Below are 13,089 nucleotides of genomic sequence, written 5' to 3'. Positions count from 1 at the left end.
GCCATTCAGAACGCGCTGTTTCCGTGTTACCCTGGATAGCCACGGAAGGGGTACCTGTCACATGACGTTCAAGGTTGGCGACACCGTGGTCTATCCCCATCACGGGGCCGCGCTGATCGAGGCCATCGAAACTCGTCAGATCAAAGGCGTGGACAAGACCTACTTGGTGCTCAAGGTCGCCCAGGGCGACCTGACGGTTCGTGTGCCTGCTGACAATGCCGAGTTCGTCGGCGTGCGCGACGTGGTCGGTCAGGACGGACTGGACCGGGTCTTTGAGGTGCTGCGTGCACCCTACGCCGAAGAGCCGACGAACTGGTCTCGTCGCTACAAGGCGAATCTCGAGAAGCTCGCTTCGGGCGATGTCATCAAGGTCGCCGAGGTCGTGCGCGACCTGTGGCGCCGCGAGCGCGAGCGCGGGCTGTCCGCCGGTGAGAAGCGGATGCTCGCGAAGGCGCGCCAGATCCTGGTGAGCGAGCTGGCCCTCGCGGAGAACACCAACGAGGACAAGGCCGAGGCCCTGCTCGACGAGGTCCTCGCGTCCTGACGCACCACTGATACCGCGGTGCCCGCCGGCATGCTGGACATCCCGCCCGACACGTCGGGCGGGGGTCTCCAGCCCGCCGGCGGGCGCCGCGGTGTATCCGCGGCGTATCCACCCCCCGCGGGAGGCGCCTGTGCCAGGGCATGACGCCGCCCCGCCGACCGCCTGAACGGCCCTCGGCGGACGCCACCTCCGCCCCGGCGCCCCCGGTGCATCCGCACCGGCGGAACGCGGTGGACGCCCCCCCTGGGGCGTCGACGGCGGTGCCGCTGTGGTGTGCCGGGCCCGGGCGGCTGGCGCAGACGGGGTCACGGAAGGGTCCGGTCAAGGCGCCGCGCCCGGCACTGCCCCCGACCCGCGGCCGGGGGTACGCCCAGGCCATACCCACGTCTGCCGAGCGAACAAACCTGCCGGAGAGCAACCGATGTCAGACGAGACGCGCCCGCACCGCACCGCGGTCGTGATCCCCGCCGCCGGACGCGGCGTACGCCTGGGGCCCGGCGCCCCCAAGGCGCTGCGCGTGCTGAGCGGCACACCCATCCTCGTCCACGCCGTCCGCGCCATGGCCGCCTCGCGGGCCGTCTCGCTGGTCGTCGTCGTGGCACCGCCCGACGGGGCCCCCGAGGTGAAGCGCCTCCTCGACGAGCACTCCCTGCCCGAGCGCACCGACTACCTGGTCGTCCCCGGGGGCGAGAGCCGCCAGGAGTCGGTCCGGCTCGGCCTGGAGGCCCTCCCCGAGGGCATCGACACGGTGCTCGTCCACGACGCGGCCCGCCCGCTGGTCCCGGTGGACACCGTGGACCTGGTGGTCGCGGCCGTGCGGGACGGGGCGGTCGCCGTCGTCCCGGCGCTGCCCCTCGCCGACACCGTCAAGGAGGTGGCCCCGTCGCCCGGCGGCGGGCCCGAGCGGGTCGTCGCCACCCCCGAGCGGGCCCGGCTGCGCGCCGTCCAGACCCCGCAGGGCTTCGCCCACGCCACCCTGGTCCGCGCCCACCGGGAGGTCGCCGGGGCGGTCACCGACGACGCGGGCATGGTCGAGGCGCTCGGCCTGGACGTCGTCGTGGTGCCCGGCCACGAGGAGGCGTTCAAGGTGACCCGTCCGCTGGACCTCGTCCTGGCCGAGGCCGTACTCGCCCGCAGGAGGGCCCACGATGGCTTCTGACCCGCACCCGCAGGACGCGCCGGGCGGACGGGAGGCGGCGGCCCCGCCCGCCGGGCGGCCCGCGTTGCCGCTGGTCGGCATCGGTACGGACGTGCACGCCTTCGAGCGGGGCCGCGAGCTGTGGTGCGCGGGGCTGCTGTGGGAGGAGGCCGACGGCTGGGGCCTGGCCGGCCACTCCGACGGCGACGTCGCCGCCCACGCCGCCTGCGACGCCCTGTTCTCGGCGGCCGGTCTCGGCGACCTCGGCGCGCACTTCGGCACCTCGCGTCCCGAGTGGTCCGGTGCCTCCGGCGTCACCCTGCTGGCCGAGGCCGCGCGGATCGTGCGGGCCGAGGGCTTCGAGATCGGGAACATCGCGGTCCAGGTGGTCGGCGTGCGGCCCAAGATCGGCAAGCGGCGCGCGGAGGCGCAGAAGGCGTTGTCCGAGGCGGCCGGTGCGCCGGTGTCGGTCTCCGGCACCACCACGGACGGACTGGGGCTCACGGGGCGGGCCGAGGGGCTCGCCGCCCTCGCGACCGCGCTGGTGGTCCGGAGCCGCTGACGGCACCCCGTGCCGGCGCGGTCGCGCCCCGGCACGGGCCCACCCCCTGCCCGGTACCGCAGGGGGTGCGGGGCACTGCCGTCCGCCCACTACCCTTGTCGCGTGACCATTCGCCTGTACGACACCAGCGCCCGGCAGATCCGCGACTTCACCCCCCTCGTGCCGGGTTGTGTCTCGATCTACCTCTGCGGCGCCACCGTGCAGGCCGCGCCGCACATCGGGCACATCCGGTCCGGGCTGAACTTCGACATCATGCGCCGCTGGTTCGCCTACCGCGGATACGACGTCACCTTCGTCCGGAACGTCACCGACATCGACGACAAGATCATCACCAAGTCCGCCGAGCAGGGCCGCCCCTGGTGGGCCATCGGCTACGACAACGAGCGCGCCTTCAACGACGGCTACGCGGCCCTCGGCTGCCTCCCGCCCACCTACGAGCCGCGCGCCACCGGCCACGTCACCGAGATGGTCGAGATGATGCGCGGGCTGATCGAGCGCGGGCACGCCTACGCGGCCGACGGCAGCGTCTACTTCGACGTGCGCTCCTTCCCGGACTACCTGTCGCTGTCCAACCAGGACATCGACGACCTGCGCCAGCCCGCCGAGGAGGGCATCACCGGCAAGCGCGACCCGCGCGACTTCGCCATGTGGAAGGCGTCCAAGCCGGGCGAGCCGGACTGGGAGACGCCCTGGGGGCGCGGCCGCCCCGGCTGGCACCTGGAGTGCTCGGCCATGGCCCACCGCTACCTGGGCTCCGCCTTCGACATCCACGGCGGTGGCCTGGACCTCGTCTTCCCGCACCACGAGAACGAGATCGCCCAGGCCAAGGCGTTCGGCGACGACTTCGCGCAGTACTGGGTGCACAACGCCTGGGTCACCATGAGCGGCGAGAAGATGTCGAAGTCGCTGGGCAACTCGGTGCTGGTCTCCGAGATGGTCCGGCACTGGCGCCCGATCGTGCTCCGCTACTACCTCGGCACCCCGCACTACCGGTCGATGATCGAGTACAGCGAGGAGGCGCTGCGCGAGGCCGAGTCGGCCTTCGCGCGGATCGAGGGCTTCGTCCAGCGCGTGGTGGAGAAGGCGGGGGGCCCCGTGGCGCCCGCCGCGGAGGTGCCGGCGGCCTTCGCCGAGGCGATGGACGACGACTTCGGTGTGCCGGGGGCCCTCGCGGTCGTCCACACCACCGTCCGCCAGGGCAACTCCGCGCTGGCCGCCGACGACAAGGAGGCGGCCGTCGCCCACCTCGCCGAGGTGCGGGCCATGCTCGGCGTCCTCGGCCTCGACCCGCTGGACGAGCGCTGGGGCGGCCGGGGCGGCGACCGCGAGGACGACCTCCACGGGGTGGTCGACACGCTCGTGCGGCTCGTGCTGGGCCAGCGCGAGGCGGCCCGCGGGCGCAAGGACTGGGCGACGGCCGACGCGATCCGCGACCAGCTCAACCAGTCCGGCCTGGTCATCGAGGACTCTCCGGACGGTCCCCGCTGGAGCCTCGGTCCCCGCTGACCCCGAGGCGATGTGCCGCCCGGCGCGCCGGGCGGCACACTTCCTTTTGTACACACGTTTCTCTGAGCGAGCTTCGCAGGAATCAGGTAGGTCATGGCCGGGAACAGCCAGCGCAGGAACCGCCGCACGTCCAACAAGAAGGGCGCGACGGTCGGCAGCGGTGGCAAGCGGCGCCGCGGACTGGAGGGCAAGGGCCCGACGCCGCCCGCCTCCGCCCGTAAGGGGCATGCCAAGAACCGCATCGCCAACGCCAGGGCCAAGCAGGCGCAGCGGCGTCCCGTCGCCCGTCGCGGCGGCAAGGGCACGTCCGAGATGGTCGTCGGCCGCAACCCGGTCTTCGAGGCGCTGCGCGACGGTGTGCCCGCCTCCACCCTCTACGTCCAGCAGTTCATCGACAACGACGAGCGGGTGCGCGAGGCGCTCCAGCTCGCCACCGGCCGCGGCGACGTCCACATCATGGAGGCGCCGCGCCCCGAGCTGGACCGCATGACGAACGGGCTCAACCACCAGGGCCTGGTCCTCCAGGTCCCGCCGTACGAGTACGCCCACCCCGAGGACCTGGCAGCGGCGGCCTTCGACGACGGCGAGGACCCGCTGATCGTCGCGCTCGACGGGGTCACCGACCCGCGGAACCTCGGCGCGGTGGTCCGCTCCGTGTCCGCGTTCGGCGGCCACGGCGTGGTGGTGCCGGAGCGCCGTGCGGCGGGCATGACCGCCGGTGCCTGGAAGACCTCGGCCGGGACCGCCGCGCGGACGCCGGTCGCCCGTGCCACGAACCTGACCCGGGCGCTGGAGGCGTACCAGAAGGCCGGCATCACCGTGGTCGGCCTCTCCGCGGACGGCGACACCGAGGTCGGGGAGCTGGACGCGCTCGGCGGCCCGGTGGTGGTCGTGGTCGGCAGCGAGGGCAAGGGCCTGTCCCGTCTCGTGGGCGAGACCTGCGACTTCCTGGTCCGCATCCCGATGCCCGGCGGTGCCGAGTCGCTGAACGCGGGCGTGGCCGCCGGTGTGGTGCTCTACGAGGCGTCGAGGCACCGGCGCGCCTGAGGCAGCCGGCCGGCGCCGGTTCGTGCGCCCGCGGGGCCCCGCCCCGCGGGCGCGCCGTGCGTCGGCCCGGGGTCCGGTGGGGAACGGTGCGGTCAAAAAGGCACAAGAGATGCTCTTGACGGGTCTCGGACAGATCGGGACGCTCGCGGCCGTGCCCTAATCACACATCACTCGGTTAGATGAGTGTGGACACCAGAACACCCCGGTCCGGGTTCGACGACCAGCCTGCGCTGAGCATGGTCAAGGTGCACTGCGATCCCGCGCAGGTCATCGTCAACCACGCCAGTTTCCGGGTACAGCTGCCGCGGAACCCCCGCCCCGCGCGGGCCATGGCGGACACCGCGCGGATCGCCTCCTTCGGCACGGCCGGTGCGGCCGGCGCCGTCGGTGCCGCCGCGGCGGGAGCTGCGGGTGCGGGCGCGGCGGGCAGAGCCGCCCGGCGCCGGGCCCCCGTCGTGTGGAGCGGCCGGTCCGTACCGGGCGACGCAGGGGCGACCGGCCTGCTCCAGGCCGTACGCGACTCCTCCGCCGGGACGCTGGCGCCTCCGGCTCCTCCCGCCCCCCGGGAGGCACCGGAGCAGGGCGGCTACTCCGCCGGTGCCACCCAGGCGATGCCGCGTGTCGACCTGGTCGGCGACACCGTGCAGCGCTCGGGCCCCCTGCTGCCGCCCATGCGCCAGGCGGTCGGCGCCTACGACGCCCCCTCCTTCGGGCCGGAGGAGTACGGCGAGGCGGGCGACGACGGCGCCTACGACCTCGAACCGCTCGACGGCGAGGCCGGGGACGAGGGGCGCTCCGGCCACCGGGCCTCCGGCGACCACACGCGCCACGCCTACTACCCCGACCGCCGGATGAACCTCGGCGTGGTGCTGCTCCCGCTGCGCATCCTGCTGGGGTTCATCTCCGTGTACGCCGGGATGGGCAAGCTCTGCGACCCCGTCTACTTCGACGGCGGGGAGCGCGGTTCCCTGGTCAGGTGGCTGGAGTCGCTCCAGCCCTGGGCCATGGCCGAGCCGATGCGCGACCTGGCGCTGGCCCACCCCGTGGGCTCGGGCCTGACGGTCGCCTTCCTCCAGGTGATCGTCGGGGTCCTCACCCTGCTGGGCCTGTGGCAGCGGGTCGCGGCGGTGGTCGGCGTCCTGCTGTCGGCGGCCCTGCTGCTGACCGTCAGCTGGGCCACGGTCCCGGTCTACGACGCCCCGGACATCATTTTCCTCGCCGCCTGGTCGCCCCTGATCATCGCGGGGGCTCCGGTCTACTCGGTGGACGCCCGGCTCTCGGGCGAGGCATGGCGCACCCTCGGCCCCCGTTCCGAACTCTGGGACCTGCGGCGCAGGGTGCTGCGCCGCGGTGGTCTCGTGGCCGCGGTGGTCGTCGGCCTGACGATGCTCATCGGCTCGATGCTCGGCGGCGCGGTCCGCTCGACGGAGATCGTGACCGTCCCCGGGCCCGGCCAGGACCCGACCAACTACCTGCCGGGCGCGCCGCTGCCGCAGGAGTCCGGAACGCAGCGCCGCCCCGCGGAGCGGAAGAGCACCCCGACCCCCTCGGCGAGCCGCTCCGCGAGCACCGAGTCCCCGACCACGGCGCCCGCCCAGGAGACGGCGCCGGAACCCGGGCGGGTGGCGGACGCCCCCAGCTCCACGCAGGGCACCGGGCAGCAGCCGCCCCCCGCGGACTCCCAGCCGGCCCCGCCGCCGTCCACGAGCGCCGGGCCCACCTCCAGCGGCGGCACCGGGTCGGGCGGAACCGGGTCCGCGGGCCCCACCGGCGGGACCACGGGCGGCCCGGGCGACGGCTCCGGGTCGGGCAGCGGATCGGGCGGCGCCCAGGACGGCGGCAGCAGGGTCATCGGCGGGCTCCTCGGCTGAGCCGGAGGGAACGCCGGTCGCGCTCCGGGCGGATTCCGCCGCCCGGGGCCGGACCCGGCCGTACGCGCCGCCCTGCGCCGGCCCGACCGGGCCCGCGCAGGGTCAACGCGCCTGTGCGGACAGCTCCTTGGCCGCCTCGGTCAGGTCCTTGGCGGTGTCGATCGCACGCCAGTAGGCCCCGTGCGGCAACGGGTAGCCCGCCAGCCGCTTCTCCCGCGCCAGCCTCGGGAACGTGGTGCGCTCGTGGTCGCCGACATCGGGAAGCAGCTGCGTGAACTCGGCGGCGAAGACGTACACGCCGGCGTTGATCAGGTACGGCGAGGGCGGCGACTCCACGAAGTCCGTGATGTGGCCGAAGGTGTCCGTCTCGACCGCGCCCCAGGGGATCCGCGGGCGGGCCAGCGCGAGCGTCGCGGTGGCGTCGCGCTCGGCGTGGAAGGCGGCCATCTCGCGGAGCGAGAAGCGGGTCCAGATGTCGCCGTTGGTGGCGTACCAGGGCTGGTCGGGCTGGGGCAGGCTGGCCGCCGCGTACTTCAGCCCGCCGCCGCGGCCCAGCGGCTCGGTCTCCACGACCGTCGTCACCCGCAGCGGCAGCCGGGCCTGGGCCAGCCACTCCTGGAGCACCTCGGCGAGGTGGCCGCAGGAGACCACGGCGTCGGTCACGCCCTCGGCCGCGAGCCAGGCCAGCTGGTGCCCGATGATCGGCGTGCCCGTCCCCGGGATCTCCACCATCGGCTTGGGGCGGTCGTCGGTGTAGGGGCGCAGCCGAGAGCCCTGGCCGCCCGCCAGGACCACGGCCTGCGTCGGAAACGTAGGCGTATGCATGGCGTGAACGATATGCGCACACCCGGACACGACGCGGACCGGACCCGCTGCGTGCGGGTCCGGTCCGGGTGCCGGCGCGGGCCGGGCGGGGTGTCCGCCCGGCAGCCCCGGTGTGTCCCAGGGCCTGCCGGTGCGGTCAGTGCCCCATGGTCTGCTGGGACACGCCCGTGGCGAAGGAGGTGTCGCACACCGGGCGGGAGAAGCGCTGCGCGCGGGCGGGGCCGTAGTGGTCGACGGCGGCCCGGCCGAGGTCGCGGGCGATGGACATGCAGTGCTCGGCGAGCGAGGGGCGCGCCTCGACCTCGCGCTGGAGGTGGGTGAGCGCCACCGCCGGGTCCTTCACCTGGAGCTCGGTGAGCAGCTTCTCGCGCAGCACGTCCTGCGGCGCGAGCGGCTCGGCGGGTGCGGCGACGTTCTCGGCGGAGGCCGTGAGCATCTGCGACTGGGAGGCCTGCCCGGCCCACGGCACCGTGGACACCGCGAGGGTCCCGGAGAGCACCAGGACGACGGGCAGGACGAGGGCAAGGGTGCGGCCGATTCGGCGGGCTGTGTGGGTCACGCGAGCGAGCGTAGCGGCCGGTGACCGCCAGGCGACATTCAGTCACTCACGTGGGGGATGGATCGGGAGCGTCATTCGAATTCTCTGTTGACGTGTTGGTATGAACTGCCCGATATCACAGGGAATTTGTACGACGGTACGACCCGTGCGGGACCGGGGTGCGAGGCGAGCCGCCGGGCTCCGCCCCCTGCCGGGCCCCGCGCCGAACGACGGGAGCCGGGCCCCGCGCCGCACGGCGGGGACCCGGCTCCCGGTGCCGGGTGGGGCGGCCTCAGTCGCTCAGCCGCTCGCCCGTCGAGGTCGAGAAGACGTGCAGCTCGCCGGAGCGCGGCACGACGTGCAGTTCGCTGCCCTTGCGCGGGACGCTGCGGCCGCCGACGCGCACCACGACCTCCTGGTGCGTCCCGCCGACCTCGGTCGAGCCGTAGACGAAGCCGTCGGCGCCGAGCTCCTCGACGACGTTCACCGAGACCGCCAGGCCCGCGGGGGCGTCCTTCGACAGCGAGTCCGCCGCGGCGCCGCCGAGTTCCACCACGTCGAAGTGCTCCGGGCGGACGCCGACCGTGACGGTCTTGTCGCCGCGCTGCGCCGCGGTGGACAGGGCCTCGCGGGAGACCGGGACGATGCTGTTGCCGAACTTCACCCCGCCGTCCGTGATCGGCACCTCGACCAGGTTCATGGCGGGGGAGCCGATGAAGCCGGCGACGAAGAGGTTGGCCGGGCGGTCGTACATGTTGCGCGGCGAGTCCACCTGCTGGAGCAGGCCGTCCTTGAGCACGGCGACCCGGTCGCCCATCGTCATGGCCTCGACCTGGTCGTGGGTGACGTAGACGGTGGTGATGCCCAGGCGGCGCTGGAGCGAGGCGATCTGCGTACGCGTGGAGACGCGGAGCTTGGCGTCGAGGTTCGACAGCGGCTCGTCCATCAGGAAGACCTGCGGCTCGCGGACGATCGCGCGGCCCATGGCGACGCGCTGGCGCTGACCGCCGGAGAGCGCCTTGGGCTTGCGGTCCAGGTACTGCGTGAGGTCGAGGATCTTCGCTGCCTCCTCGACCTTCTTGCGGATCTCCGCCTTGTTGACGCCCGCGATCTTGAGCGCGAAGCCCATGTTGTCCGCGACGGACATGTGCGGGTAGAGCGCGTAGTTCTGGAACACCATGGCGATGTCCCGGTCCTTGGGCGGGAGGTGGGTGACGTCGCGGTCGCCGATGCGGATGGCGCCGCCGTTGACGTCCTCCAGGCCGGCGAGCATCCGCAGCGAGGTGGACTTCCCGCAGCCGGAGGGGCCGACGAGGACGAGGAACTCGCCGTCCTCGATCCCGATCTCGAGCTGGTCGACGGCGGGCTTGTCGGCACCCGGGTAGAGGCGGGTCGCCTTGTCGAACGTGACAGTGGCCATGCTGAAGCGTCTCCTTCACCGGCAGGAACGTGCCGGACGATCCGAGTAAGGGAGTGGTGTAGTCCACCAGGGCGGACCTGCGGTGACGGTACCCGGCGAACGCGGATCTGTCAGCAGGTGTCCGAGGTGAGAAATCCCCGCGGGGCCGCCGGAGGCGTTGGTTACACTGCTCTGGCTGCCTCCTTAGCTCAGTTGGCCAGAGCGCTTGACTTGTAATCTTGAGGTCGTCGGTTCGATTCCGACAGGAGGCTCCGCGCCACGGCCCCCGGTCCCGCAGGACCGGGGGCCTTCGCCGTTCCCGAGGGGTCAGCCGCGGCCCGAGACGCGGTCGGCGAGGGTGGCGAGCCGCGGGGTGGACGGCGTGTGGGAGGCGGCCTCCAGGCGGTCGGCCCGGCGGTAGGCGGCGTAGAGCGCCCGGACGCCCAGCCAGCGCAGCGGCTCCGGTTCCCAGGTGCGGACCCGGTGGTTCACCCACGGCAGGGCGGTCAGCTCCGTGGGGCCCGCCTGGCCGGAGTCCTGCCGGATCAGGTCGCGCAGCGTGCGGGCCGCCAGATTGGCGGTGGCCACGCCGGACCCGACGTACCCGCCCGCCCAGCCCAGCCCCGTGGAGCGGTCCAGGGTGACGGTGGCGCACCAGTCGCGGGGCACGCCGAGGACGCCGGACCAGGTGTGGTCGACGCGGGCGCCCGCGAGGCGGGGGAAGAAGCGCACCAGGACCTCGCGCAGCTCCTCGACGGTGGCGGGGGCCGTCCTGCCGTCGGCGTCGACGCGCGAGCCGTAGCGGTAGGGCACGCCCCGGCCGCCGAGCGCGATGCGGTCGTCCGCGGTGCGCTGGGCGTACATGTAGGCGTGCGCCATGTCGCCGAGCGTCTCCCGGCCCGTCCAGCCGATCTCCTCCCAGACCTCCGCGGGCAGCGGCTCGGTGGCGATCATCGAGGAGTTCATCGGCAGCCAGCTGCGGCGGTGCCCCTTGAGGGAGGCGGTGAACCCCTCCGTGCAGCGCAGCACGTAGGGCGCGCGGACGGTGCCGTAGGGGGTGACGGCGTGCCGGGGGCGGATCTCCGTGACCGGTGTGGACTCGTGGACGGTGACCCCGAGCGCCTCGACGGCCGCCGCGAGCCCCTTGAGCAGCTTCACGGGGTGCACGCGGGCGCCGTGCGGGGTCCAGCTGGAGGCGACGGCCCCGTGGACGCGGACGCGCTCGGCCGTCTCGCGGGCGCCGAGCAGCACGCGGTCCGTCTCCCCGAAGGCGATCTCGACGCTGTGGAAGTCCTTGAGCCGGGCGAGCTGGGCGGGGGTGCGGGCGACCTCCAGGACGCCGCCGCGGTGGATGTCGGCGTCGATGCCCTCGGCCGCCGCGGTGCGGATCACCTCGTCGACGGTGCCGTTCATGGCCCGCTGGAGCCGGACGGCGGCCTCGTGGCCGTGGCGGCGGGCGTGGTGGCCGCGCCCGGCGACCCCGTTGTAGAGCCAGCCGCCGTTGCGGCCCGAGGCCCCGTAGCCGCAGAACCTGGCCTCCAGGACGGTGATGTCGAGGAAGGGGGCGGCCTTCTTCAGGTAGTAGGCGGTCCACAGGCCGGTGTATCCGCCGCCCACGATGCAGACGTCGGCGGAGATGTCGCCGGGGAGGGGTTCGCGGGGCGCGGGGGCGCCGTCCTGTGCGTACCAGAACGATATGCCGCCGTTGACGGTGTCCATGTGCGTGCTTCCCCTGCCGGTGGTGCGCCTGCGTGTGGCGGGAATCTACTGCCGGGGGCGGCCTTTGGCGACCCGGGCGGGGTGCCCGCCGGGCGCCGGATCCCGGGTGTCCGGGGCCCGTGCGGCCCTCGGCGGCTCCCGGCGGACGGGCCGGGCGGTTCGGGAGCCCCGCATCGCGCCGCGCGGCCGGGACAGGGCAGGCTGTGGGCATGATTCGCCATGCTGTGCCTGCCGATGTGCCCGTGATCCACGCGATGGTGCGGGAGCTCGCCGACTACGAGAAGGCCCTGCACGAGGTCAGGGCGACCGAGGAGCAGCTGCGCGAGGCGCTGTTCGGCGAGCGTCCGGCGGCGTTCGCGCACATCGCGGAGACGGACGACGGCCGGGTGGCCGGTTTCGCGCTGTGGTTCCTGAACTTCTCGACGTGGCGCGGGGTCCACGGGATCTACCTGGAGGACCTGTACGTACGGCCGCAGCTGCGCGGCGGGGGACACGGGAAGGCGCTGCTCACGGAGCTGGCGCGGCTCTGCGTCGAGCGGGGCTACGAGCGCCTGGAGTGGTCGGTGCTCGACTGGAACACCCCGTCGATCGCCTTCTACGAGTCGCTGGGGGCCAGGCCCCAGGACGAGTGGTCGGTCTACCGGCTGACCGACGCGGCCCTGGCCTCGCTCGGGGCGCAGGGGCGCGGGAACGGGTGACCCTACGGGGCCGGGGGCCCGGCGGTCCCGCCGCGCGCCGCCCGGGAGCGCTCCGCTCCGGGGCGGCGGCCGGAGGCGGGGCGGCGGGGCCGTGAGCCGGATGCTGTTCGTGCTCCGCTTCCGGAGCGGGGAGCCGGAGCCCCTGGACCTGGACGCGGTGCGGGAGGTGCTGGGCCCGTACGCCGTCGGCGGGGGTGCGGACCCGCTGGAGGGCCTGCTGGTCCGCACGGCCGACGGGCGCGAGGTCGAGGTGGACGTCGACCGGCTCTGCGTCGGCGTCGCCCGCTTCCCGCCCGGCCACTTCTCCGACCTCCTGGCCGCGCTGGTGGACCGCCTCGGCGCGAGCGTGCTCCCGTGCGACCGTCCGGCGCTGCTGAGGGCGGAGGCGGACCGCCGCCACCTCCCCGGCGCCGCGCGGGAGGAGGCCGTCGTCGTACCCATGACGGGCAGGGCCGTGGAGTCCTTCCTCGGCGGCTCCTGACGGCCCGCGCCCCGGCAGCCGGGTTCGGGGGCGTTGTCGGTGGTCGGGTCCACCATGGGGGCATGGCGAACGGACGTGGCAGGAAGGCGGCGCGGGTCGTGGCGGAGCCCCGCGTGACGGAGGTGCGGCTGCCGCCGCTGGAGCCCTTCGGGGGAGGGGAGCTGGAGGCCGACGGCGACTACGACGGCCTGGAGTTCGGCGGCCTCGACCTGGGCGGCCAGCGCGGCGCCGGCGCCCGGTTCATCGACTGCGCGCTGCGCGAGTGCGCACTGGGCGGGACGGCGCTGACGGGGGCGCGGTTCGTGGACAGCGTGCTGCAGGGGGTGCGCGGTGTCGGGACGGACCTGGCGGGCGCCTCGCTGCGCGACGTCGAGGTGCGCGAGGCGCGTCTGGGCGGGGTGCAGTTGCACGGCGGCGTGCTCACCGGCGTGCTGGTGAAGGGCGGCAAGCTCGACTACGCCAACCTCCGGGAGGCGCGGCTGACGGACGTCGTCTTCGAGGGGTGCGTCCTCACGGAGGCGGACTTCGGCGGGGCGCGGCTGGAGCGGGTGGCCTTCCGCGACTGCGTGCTGCGCGCGGTGGACTTCTCGGGCGTGCGGATGGCCGACGTGGACCTGCGCGATGCCGCGGAGCTGGACATCGCCCGCGGGGTGGAGCGGCTGGCCGGGGCCGTGGTGCGCCCCTCCCAGCTGATGGAGCTGGCACCCGCGTTCGCGGCGCAGTCGGGCCTGCGGGTGGCGGACGGGCCCTGAGGGCGGGGC

13 protein-coding genes and 1 tRNA gene are annotated in these 13,089 nt (G+C 74.2%); 10 read left to right on the top strand and 4 right to left on the bottom strand.

Annotated elements, in window-relative coordinates; genetic code table 11:
• The first annotated feature begins 61 nt into the window (after positions 1-61).
• From NPS70_RS12335 to NPS70_RS12310, 6 genes are all read left to right on the top strand, one after another.
• Positions 62-544: a CarD family transcriptional regulator gene (locus NPS70_RS12335; RefSeq protein WP_003953493.1), complete on the top strand. Its 483-nt coding sequence runs from the start codon at positions 62-64 to the stop codon at positions 542-544.
• Between the two features lie 421 nt (positions 545-965).
• Positions 966-1,703: a 2-C-methyl-D-erythritol 4-phosphate cytidylyltransferase gene (gene ispD / locus NPS70_RS12330; RefSeq protein WP_256524214.1), complete on the top strand. Its 738-nt coding sequence runs from the start codon at positions 966-968 to the stop codon at positions 1,701-1,703.
• The gene (gene ispF, locus NPS70_RS12325; RefSeq protein WP_256524213.1) at positions 1,693-2,244 is read left to right on the top strand and encodes a 2-C-methyl-D-erythritol 2,4-cyclodiphosphate synthase; all 552 of its coding nucleotides are present in this window, start codon (positions 1,693-1,695) and stop codon (positions 2,242-2,244) included. The genes ispD and ispF overlap by 11 nt, the downstream gene beginning before the upstream one ends.
• A 102-nt stretch (positions 2,245-2,346) precedes the next feature.
• Entirely contained in the window at positions 2,347-3,750 is a 1,404-nt protein-coding gene (cysS, locus tag NPS70_RS12320; RefSeq protein WP_256524212.1) for a cysteine--tRNA ligase, read from the top strand.
• A 93-nt stretch (positions 3,751-3,843) separates the two neighbouring features.
• Positions 3,844-4,797, top strand: a complete 954-nt coding sequence (gene rlmB, locus NPS70_RS12315) for a 23S rRNA (guanosine(2251)-2'-O)-methyltransferase RlmB (RefSeq protein ID WP_256524211.1) — start codon at positions 3,844-3,846, stop codon at positions 4,795-4,797.
• A gap of 179 nt (positions 4,798-4,976) precedes the next feature.
• Complete coding sequence (locus NPS70_RS12310; protein ID WP_256524210.1) at positions 4,977-6,668, top strand: DoxX family protein; 1,692 nt, start codon at positions 4,977-4,979, stop codon at positions 6,666-6,668.
• 102 nt (positions 6,669-6,770) lie between these two features.
• Here NPS70_RS12310 and NPS70_RS12305 read toward each other — a convergent pair whose 3' ends face one another.
• The 3 genes from NPS70_RS12305 to NPS70_RS12295 all read right to left on the bottom strand — a co-directional run bounded on the left by NPS70_RS12305 (position 6,771) and on the right by NPS70_RS12295 (position 9,451).
• Positions 6,771-7,493, bottom strand: a complete 723-nt coding sequence (locus tag NPS70_RS12305) for a nucleotidyltransferase family protein (RefSeq protein WP_256524209.1) — start codon at positions 7,491-7,493, stop codon at positions 6,771-6,773.
• Between the two features lie 136 nt (positions 7,494-7,629).
• Positions 7,630-8,052 (bottom strand): hypothetical protein, encoded by a 423-nt coding sequence (locus tag NPS70_RS12300; protein WP_256524208.1) that lies wholly within the window; start codon positions 8,050-8,052, stop codon positions 7,630-7,632.
• A gap of 271 nt (positions 8,053-8,323) precedes the next feature.
• On the bottom strand, positions 8,324-9,451 hold the full coding sequence (locus NPS70_RS12295) for an ABC transporter ATP-binding protein (protein ID WP_256524207.1): 1,128 nt from the start codon (positions 9,449-9,451) through the stop codon (positions 8,324-8,326).
• Between the two features lie 177 nt (positions 9,452-9,628).
• On the opposite strand from NPS70_RS12295, the gene NPS70_RS12290 reads away from it, so the two are divergent.
• Positions 9,629-9,702: transfer RNA gene (locus tag NPS70_RS12290), tRNA-Thr, on the top strand.
• A gap of 55 nt (positions 9,703-9,757) precedes the next feature.
• Here the strand turns inward: NPS70_RS12290 and NPS70_RS12285 are convergent.
• Positions 9,758-11,149, bottom strand: coding sequence for an FAD-binding oxidoreductase (locus tag NPS70_RS12285; RefSeq protein ID WP_256524206.1), 1,392 nt, complete (start codon positions 11,147-11,149; stop codon positions 9,758-9,760).
• A gap of 209 nt (positions 11,150-11,358) precedes the next feature.
• Between NPS70_RS12285 and NPS70_RS12280 the strand changes: the two genes are divergently transcribed.
• From NPS70_RS12280 to NPS70_RS12270, 3 genes are all read left to right on the top strand, one after another.
• A complete protein-coding gene (locus tag NPS70_RS12280; RefSeq protein WP_256524205.1) occupies positions 11,359-11,847 on the top strand; it encodes a GNAT family N-acetyltransferase in 489 nt (162 codons plus the stop codon).
• A gap of 91 nt (positions 11,848-11,938) precedes the next feature.
• Positions 11,939-12,328, top strand: coding sequence for a hypothetical protein (locus tag NPS70_RS12275; protein WP_256524204.1), 390 nt, complete (start codon positions 11,939-11,941; stop codon positions 12,326-12,328).
• Positions 12,329-12,390: 62 nt separating this feature from the next.
• Positions 12,391-13,080 (top strand): pentapeptide repeat-containing protein, encoded by a 690-nt coding sequence (locus tag NPS70_RS12270; RefSeq protein ID WP_256524203.1) that lies wholly within the window; start codon positions 12,391-12,393, stop codon positions 13,078-13,080.
• Positions 13,081-13,089 lie beyond the last annotated feature (9 nt).

The organism is Streptomyces sp. C10-9-1 (assembly GCF_024497955.1).
Lineage (GTDB): Bacteria > Actinomycetota > Actinomycetes > Streptomycetales > Streptomycetaceae > Streptomyces > Streptomyces sanyensis.
Note: the sequence above shows the minus strand (reverse complement) of the source record. Positions and strands in the feature narration are given on the sequence as shown.

Bases quoted from the DNA above. Each gene is read 5' to 3' on its own strand.
- NPS70_RS12305 (WP_256524209.1), bottom strand. From the start codon at position 7,493: ATGCATACGCCTACGTTTCCGACGCAGGCCGTGGTCCTGGCGGGCGGC.
- NPS70_RS12295 (WP_256524207.1), bottom strand. From the start codon at position 9,451: ATGGCCACTGTCACGTTCGACAAGGCGACCCGCCTCTACCCGGGTGCC.
- ispD (WP_256524214.1), top strand. From the start codon at position 966: ATGTCAGACGAGACGCGCCCGCACCGCACCGCGGTCGTGATCCCCGCC.
- NPS70_RS12285 (WP_256524206.1), bottom strand. From the start codon at position 11,149: ATGGACACCGTCAACGGCGGCATATCGTTCTGGTACGCACAGGACGGC.
- NPS70_RS12280 (WP_256524205.1), top strand. From the start codon at position 11,359: ATGATTCGCCATGCTGTGCCTGCCGATGTGCCCGTGATCCACGCGATG.
- NPS70_RS12335 (WP_003953493.1), top strand. From the start codon at position 62: ATGACGTTCAAGGTTGGCGACACCGTGGTCTATCCCCATCACGGGGCC.
- NPS70_RS12270 (WP_256524203.1), top strand. From the start codon at position 12,391: ATGGCGAACGGACGTGGCAGGAAGGCGGCGCGGGTCGTGGCGGAGCCC.
- rlmB (WP_256524211.1), top strand. From the start codon at position 3,844: ATGGCCGGGAACAGCCAGCGCAGGAACCGCCGCACGTCCAACAAGAAG.
- NPS70_RS12310 (WP_256524210.1), top strand. From the start codon at position 4,977: ATGAGTGTGGACACCAGAACACCCCGGTCCGGGTTCGACGACCAGCCT.
- ispF (WP_256524213.1), top strand. From the start codon at position 1,693: ATGGCTTCTGACCCGCACCCGCAGGACGCGCCGGGCGGACGGGAGGCG.